6 protein-coding genes are annotated in these 7,214 nt (G+C 73.6%); 4 read left to right on the forward strand and 2 right to left on the reverse strand.

What is annotated here, in order from left to right:
* Positions 1 to 31 precede the first annotated feature (31 nt).
* Positions 32 to 823, forward strand: coding sequence for an SDR family NAD(P)-dependent oxidoreductase (locus tag AC559T_RS25560; RefSeq protein WP_498870334.1), 792 nt, complete (start codon positions 32 to 34; stop codon positions 821 to 823).
* Here AC559T_RS25560 and AC559T_RS25565 read toward each other — a convergent pair.
* Positions 786 to 1,847, reverse strand: a complete 1,062-nt coding sequence (locus AC559T_RS25565) for an LLM class flavin-dependent oxidoreductase (RefSeq protein WP_165938511.1) — start codon at positions 1,845 to 1,847, stop codon at positions 786 to 788. The genes AC559T_RS25560 and AC559T_RS25565 overlap by 38 nt on opposite strands.
* 182 nt (positions 1,848 to 2,029) lie before the next feature.
* Here AC559T_RS25565 and AC559T_RS25570 point away from each other — a divergent pair, with 182 nt between their 5' ends.
* On the forward strand, positions 2,030 to 3,913 hold the full coding sequence (locus tag AC559T_RS25570; RefSeq protein WP_112105694.1) for an AMP-binding protein: 1,884 nt from the start codon (positions 2,030 to 2,032) through the stop codon (positions 3,911 to 3,913).
* 65 nt (positions 3,914 to 3,978) lie between these two features.
* On the opposite strand, the gene AC559T_RS25575 is transcribed toward AC559T_RS25570, so the two are convergent.
* Positions 3,979 to 4,683 (reverse strand): hypothetical protein, encoded by a 705-nt coding sequence (locus tag AC559T_RS25575; protein ID WP_071065971.1) that lies wholly within the window; start codon positions 4,681 to 4,683, stop codon positions 3,979 to 3,981.
* Positions 4,684 to 4,883: 200 nt separating this feature from the next.
* Between AC559T_RS25575 and AC559T_RS25580 the strand changes: the two genes are divergently transcribed.
* Together AC559T_RS25580 and AC559T_RS25585 are read left to right on the forward strand one after the other, a co-directional pair.
* Positions 4,884 to 5,810, forward strand: coding sequence for a patatin-like phospholipase family protein (locus AC559T_RS25580; protein WP_498870336.1), 927 nt, complete (start codon positions 4,884 to 4,886; stop codon positions 5,808 to 5,810).
* Positions 5,807 to 6,829, forward strand: a complete 1,023-nt coding sequence (locus AC559T_RS25585) for a 1-acyl-sn-glycerol-3-phosphate acyltransferase (protein WP_131624693.1) — start codon at positions 5,807 to 5,809, stop codon at positions 6,827 to 6,829. Before AC559T_RS25580 ends, AC559T_RS25585 begins: the two co-directional genes overlap by 4 nt.
* Positions 6,830 to 7,214: the final 385 nt, after the last annotated feature.

Here is a 7,214-nt window from a genome sequence, read left to right on the forward strand (position 1 = left end):
GATTGCCGCCGACCTGAGGAGCACCGCTTTCGTGACCGACTTCCGGAACCGGACCGCACTGGTCACGGGGGCCTCGTCGGGGATCGGGGCCGCGTTCGCCGAGGCGCTCGCGGCACGCGGGGCCGATCTCGTGCTCGCCGCGCCGTCCGAGGAGAAACTGCGGCCGGTGGGCGAGCGACTGCGCGCGCTGCACGGGGTGCGGGTGTGGACGGTCCCGGTCGACCTCGCCCGGGAGGACGGCCCGGACCTGCTCGTCGAACAGGTCCGGGCGACCGGGCGCGAGATCGACATCCTGGTGAACAACGCCGGGTTCGGCACCTACGGCCGGTACGAGGAGCTGCCCGCCGACCGTGACCACCGCGAGGTCATGGTGGACGTCGTCGCGGTCGAACGGGTGACGCACCTGCTCCTGCCGGCGATGGTCGAACGGGGGCGGGGCACCGTCGTCAACGTGTCGTCGACGTCGGGGTTCCAGGCCGTCCCGTACATGGCTGTGTACGGGGCGTCGAAGGCCTTCGTGTTGTCCTTCTCGATCGCGCTGTGGGCGGAGTACCGGTCGCGCGGAATCCGGGTGCTGGCGGTGTGCCCGGGGCCGACCGACACGAACTTCTTCGAGGTCCTCGGCCGGCGGATGAGCGCCGGTGGACGGCTGCGCACCACCGACGAGGTCGTCTCGGCCGCCTTCCGCGGCCTCGACCGCGGCCTGCCCTACGTGATCGACGGCCGGCTGAACTACCTGACCTCGAACGCGTCCCGCCTGCTGGGCAGGGGGCTGGTCGCGGGGATCACCGCCCGGACGCTCCGGCCGCGCGGGCACGGGTGACCTGCTCGCCGTCCTGCTCCGCCAGCGCCAGCCGGGCGACCAGCTCGTAGGAGCGGATCCGGTCGGCGTTCGAGTGCACGTTCGTGACAATCATGAGCTCGTCGGCCTCGGTCGCCTCGAGCAGGGCGTTCAGGCCGTCCCGCACGGTCTCCGGGCCGCCCACGATGTGCGAGGACGTCGCCGCCTCCGCCACATCGCGCTCCTGCGGCGTCCAGGGGTGGGCGGCGGCCTCCTCGGGCGTGGGGAAGGCGCCGGGCCGTCCCATCCGCAGGCGCAGCATCGTCAGGCGGGTGGGCCCGGCGAGCCACTGGGCCCGCTCGTCGTCCTCGGCGCACAGGACACCGGCGGCGACCATCGCGTACGGCCGCTCCCGCCCGGGCGACGGCCGGAACGAGTCGCGGTACAGCCGCAGCGCGGGCAGCGTGCCGGCGGAGCTGAAATGGTGCGCGAACGCGAACGGCAGGCCGAGGATTCCGGCGACCTGGGCGCTGTAGCCGCTCGAGCCGAGCAGCCAGATCGGCGGTGTCTCCGCCCGCGGGTACGCCTCCACACCGCGCAGTGGGTGCCCACCGGGGAACGACCCACCGGAGAGGAAGGTCGTCAGCTCGGCGAGCTGGTCGGGGAAGTCGTCCGCGGACATCGACCCCGGGCCGCGGCGCAGGGCACGCGCGGTGTTCTGGTCGGTGCCGGGCGCACGGCCGATGCCGAGGTCGATGCGGCCGGGGAAGAACGCGCCCAGGGTCCCGAACTGCTCGGCGATCGTGAGCGGGGCATGGTTGGGCAGCATCACCCCACCCGAGCCAACCCTGATGGTGGACGTCGCCGCGGCCACCTGGCCCATCAGGATGGTCGTCGCGGAACTGGCGATGCCCGGCATGCCGTGGTGCTCGGCCAGCCAGTAGCGGGTGAAGCCGAGATCCTCGGCCCGCCGGGCCAGCTCAAGGCTGCCCCGCACGGCCTCGCCGGCGGAGACACCCGTGCCCACCGGCACCAGGTCGAGGACGGACAGCGGCACCGGTCTCATCAGGCTCACCCTTGCGCCAACCGCCCCACCGGTGCCCGTCTTCCCACCAGGGCTCCGCTTTCCCCGTCGGGCTCGGCTCTTTCCGCCGGGGCTCGGCTCTCCCCATCAGGGCTCGGCCGGCGACGGCGCCGTTGGCGCCGAAGTGCCTGGACGGCCCGCCGTGGAACGGGAGGATGGCAGGCATGGGCGCATACCGGCGGGCGTACGAGCAGGAGCGGACCGACCCCGAGGCCTTCTGGGCCGCGGCCGCGCGGGAGGTCGAGTGGACCCGTCCCCCGGAGCGGATTCTCGACGCGAGCGCACCGCCGTTCTACCGCTGGTTCCCCGACGCCGAGCTGAACACCTGCGCCAACGCCCTGGACCGGCACGTCGCCGCCGGTCGCGGGGACGCGCTCGCCCTGGTCTACGACTCACCGGTCACCGGGACGTCCCGCCGGTACACGTTCGCGCAGCTCACCGACGAGGTGGCCCGGGCCGCCGGCGCGCTCGCCTCGCTCGGAGTCGGCCGCGGCGACCGTGTCATCGTCTACCTGCCGATGATCCCCGAGGCGGTCGTGGCGATGCTGGCGTGCGCCCGCCTCGGCGCCGTCCACTCGGTGGTCTTCGGCGGGTTCGCCGCCCCGGAACTCGCCGCCCGCATGGACGACGCCCGCCCGAAGGTCGTGGTCAGCGCGTCCTGTGGCATCGAGCCGACGCGGCTCGTCCCCTACAAGCCGATGATGGACGCGGCGATCGAGCTGGCCGTCCACAAGCCGGCCGGGTGCCTCATCGTGCAGCGCGAGCAGCACCGCTGTGATCTCGTGACCGGCCGCGACCACGACTGGGACGCCCTCGTCGGCTCCGCGCCCCCGCTGGCCCCGGTGCCCGTCGCGGCCACCGACCCGCTGTACATCCTCTACACTTCCGGGACGACCGGGCGGCCGAAGGGCATCGTCCGGGACAACGGCGGCCACGCGGTGGCGATGTCCTGGTCGATGCGCAACGTGTACGGCATCGGGCCGGGGGACGTGATGTGGGCGGCCTCCGACATCGGCTGGGCGGTCGGCCACTCGTACACGGTCTACGCGCCGCTGCTGGTCGGCGCCACGACGGTGCTCTACGAGGGGAAACCGGTCGGCACCCCCGACGCCGGGGCCTTCTGGCGGGTGATCGCCGACCACGGGGTGAACGTGCTGTTCACCGCGCCCACCGCGATCCGCGCGATCAAGAAGGAGGACCCGGCGGCCGAGCTCGTCGGCCGGTACGACCGCACCACCCTGCGGGCGCTGTTCCTGGCCGGCGAGCGGCTGGACCCGGCCACCTACGAATGGGCCTCGGGCGCGCTCGGCCTGCCCGTCGTCGACAACTGGTGGCAGACCGAGACGGGATGGCCGATCTGCGCGGCGCCGCTCGGGCTGGAGCCGCTGCCGCTCAAGGCGGGGAGCCCGTCGGTGCCGATGCCGGGATACGACGTGCGGGTCCTGGACGCGGCGGGCGAGGAGGTCCCGCGCGGCACCGAGGGCGCCATCTGCATCCGCCTGCCGCTGCCGCCCGGCTCGCTGCCGACGCTGTGGGAGGACGACGAGCGTTACGTCGCCTCGTACCTCTCGGCCTTCGACGGGTACTACCTGACCGGCGACGGCGGCTACGTGGACGACGACGGCTACCTGTTCGTCCTGGGCCGCACCGACGACGTCATCAACGTGGCCGGGCACCGGCTCTCCACCGGATCGATGGAGGCGGTGCTGGCGGCCCACCCGGCGGTGGCGGAGTGCGCCGTCGTCGGCGTCGCCGACCCGTTCAAGGGCCAGGTGCCCCGCGGGCTCGTGGTGATGAAGAGCGGAACGGAGATCACGCCGGACGTACTGGCCGCCGAGCTCGTCGCGCGGGTCCGCGCCGAGATCGGGCCGGTCGCCTCGATGCAACGGGTGGACGTCGTCGCCGCCCTCCCGAAGACCCGCTCCGGCAAGATCCTGCGCCGCACCATGCGCGAACTGGCCGACGGCCGCTCACCGGCGATCCCCTCCACCATCGAGGACGCCGCGGTGCTCGACGCCCTGCGCCCCGTCCTCCTCCCGGACACCTGATCGAGCCCGGGGAAACTGCCAGACACCTGACCAGGTCGGGCGATGCTGTGGGAGGCCTGATCGGGTCAAGCGAGGTTGTCGGTGGCCTCCAGGTGGTCGACGTAGGCGTCGGCGATCTCGTCCAGCTCGTCCGGCGGGAAGCCGAGGTTCCTGCGTATCGCGCGGCGCCCGATCAGCAGCAGGTGGAGCATGTAGACCGGGATATCCGCGTCCTGGCAGCGGTGGAAGCCCATCGTGAACCAGGTGAGCGCCTCCTGCTGCCGGCCGTGCTCCGCGAGTGTCTCCGCCACCGCCGCGTACACATCCGGATTCGTGGAGCGGCTCGACTTGATCTCGGCGCGCAGCGTCGTGGCCTCGGCCTCGTCGCCCTTGCGCACGAGCGCGTCATGCAGCCAGACCCGCGGGTCGATGTCCGCCACGCCGGCTGCCGCGTCATCCGTCGCGTCATCCGCCGCCGGGTCATCCGCCGCCATGGCGGCCGCTGCCGCGGCGGCCACCGAACCGGCGGCCGCTGTGTCGTTGGCGACCACGGCAGCGCGGTAGCAGCGCACCGCCTCGTCCCAGTCGTCGGCGAGGCCGTACTGGCCGCCGGCGTGGACCAGCAGCATCGACGCGCTGACCTGGCCGTGGAGCTCAGGCCGCGCGGCGAGATCCTCGAACTGTGCCGCGGCCTGCTGGTGGCGGCCGTCGCCCGCGGCCTCGATGACGATCTCGTCCAGGTCATCCTCGGTGAGGATGTCGTCCTCGGTGAGCGTGCGCATGACGGCCATTGTTCTCCGCCCGCCGCCCGTCCCGGACGGCCGGGGATGAGGAGGCCACAGGGGGGCGCAGACGCCGCCGGACCATCGGGTTCCGGGCTGGTTCGGCGGGGTAGCAGGCTGCGGTGACCAGTATTCCGCCCGAGAAACAGCCGGGGCCGGTCGCGTTCGTGCTCGGCGGCGGCGGCGTCCTGGGCGCCGCCGAGGTGGGAATGCTCGACGCGCTCCTGGCCGCGGGCGTCCGCCCCGACCTGGTCGTCGGGACCTCCGTGGGCGCCATCAACGGTGCCGTGGTCGCCGCCGACCCGTCCAGAGCCGCGATCGGGCGGCTGACCGAGCTGTGGGCCGACCTGGGCAGCTCGGACGTCTTCGCCGGCGGGCCGGCCAAACGGCTGGCCACCGTCGTCCAGCACGGCTACCTGCACTCGAACGTGCCGCTGCGCCGGATACTGAAGGCGAACCTGCCGTCCTCCTTCGAGCGGCTGGCGGTGCCCTTCCAGTGCGTGGCGGCCAGCGTCGAACGTGCGGCCGCGCACTGGTTCGACCGCGGCCCGCTCGTCGACGCCGTCCTGGCGTCGTGCGCGGTGCCCGCGCTGCTACCCCCGGTCAAGATCGGGGACGAGCACTTCGTCGACGGCGGCCTCATCGACAGCACTCCCGTGGGCCGGGCGGTGACGCTGGGCGCGCGAACGGTCTACGTCCTGCACGTCGGGCGGATCGAGCGGCCGCTGCGCCCCGGCCGCTGGCCGTGGGAGGCCGGCCTCGTGGCCTTCGAGATCGCCCGCCGCCGCGGCTTCGCCGACGCGATGGCCGCCCTGCCGGCGGATGTCGCCGTCCACCTGCTGCCGATCGGTGACGCCACCGGAGTACCACTGGTCGGGCTGCGATACCGGTCCCCCTCCGGGGTCCGCCGCCGGATCGAACGCGCCCGCCAGGCCACAGCCGACTACCTCGACCTCCTGGCGGCCCCCGGCACCCGAGGCCTGGGCGCCGCGAAGACCCCGGCCACGCCGGGCCGCGCCCCCGACGGTGACCGCGGCCCTCGACCGGATCCCGACCGCGGCCGAAGCGTCGCCCCCGAGCCTCGCCGTGGCCTTGTCGTGAACAGCGACGGCGATCGTTCGGGGCGTGAGGCGTGAGAGTGCCACCAAGGGCGATCCGCCGCCTCGTGATCGATCCCCTGTTCATCCCGGTCGCGGTGGGCGGCGCGGTGCTCGGTGTCCTGGTGACTCTGCTCGGCCTGCTCAGCGCGCCCGTCGACCGCCGGCTACGGCTGTCCCGGGTGGCGGCCCTGGCCGGGGCCTACCTCGCCGCCGAGGCCGTTGTGATCGTGAGCGGCTTCGGGTTGTGGCTGGCCCGGCCGCTGCTCCGCGCCAGGTGGGAGAAGGTCAACCTGCGGCTGCTGCGCGGCGTCCTGCGGTTTGTCGTCACTGCCGCCGGGCGGCTGGTCGCGTTCCGCCTGACCGTCCGCGAACCGCCGGCGGGCACTGTGGACTGCGCCGGCCGCCCCGTCCTGGTCGCCAGCAGGCACGCCGGGGTCGGTGACTCCTTCGCGCTGGTCCATCTGCTGCTCGACCGCTACCAGCGCACGCCGCGGGTCGTGCTCCTGGCGAGCCTTCAGCTCGACCCGGCGATCGACATCCTGCTCGGCCGGCTGGATGCCTGCTTCCTGCGCACGGAGGGCGCCGACCCGACGGCACCCGCTCGGGTTCACGACCTGGCCACCAGGCTGACGTCCCGCGATGCCCTCGTCATCTTTCCCGAGGGGGCGAACTTCACCGCGCGGCGCCGCCGGCGGGTGATCCGCGGGCTGCGGCTGCGCGGCCAGTCGAGCCGGGCCGCGGTGGCCGAGAACCTCGCCCACGTGCTGCCGCCCCGCCCCGCCGGCGTGCTCGCCGCGCTGGACGCGCGAACCGTGGGGGGAACGGCCGTGGTCGCCCACACGGGGCTGGACCTCCTGGTCACGCCGGGCCTCGTCTGGCAGGCCCTGCCGTTGACGGCCCCGATGGAGCTGCGCTGGTGGTGGTTCCCCGCGGACGAGCTGCCGCCCACCGGAACGGAGCGCGCGGACTGGTTGACCATGAACTGGGCAGTGGTGGACGCCTGGATCGACTCCCGCCGCTCCCCGAACCCCCTCCCGACGTCCTCGGACTCCTGACCGCCCTCTCGGTCAGGAGGAGCTCGGGAGGGCGCACGGCCTGCCGGTTCCGGCGGCGCCAGGCACACCACGACCGCGGGAATCGTTCAGCTCGTCTCGATCGGCTCAGTCATACCGAGGCCCGCCAGTGGTGGGATGACATGGACCGCGGCAACAGCCTGCAGACCCGAGGCCTTCTCGTCCTGCGATTCCCCGGTTTCACTGTCCTGAATGATCCCTGCCGCGTGGCGGCAGCCATCGCCCAGGCCCTGCGCTCTCGCGGCTGGACCGCCCTCTACCACCCCTGCCCCAGCTGCCACCCCCCCGAACTCGAGGCTTTCAGGCCGTCCGAAAGAATGTGTGGCGGGGGGGGGGGGGGGGGGGGGGACCCCCCCCCCCCCCCCCC

The organism is Frankia sp. Hr75.2 (assembly GCF_949319125.1).
Taxonomy (GTDB): Bacteria; Actinomycetota; Actinomycetes; order Frankiales; family Frankiaceae; genus Parafrankia; species Parafrankia soli.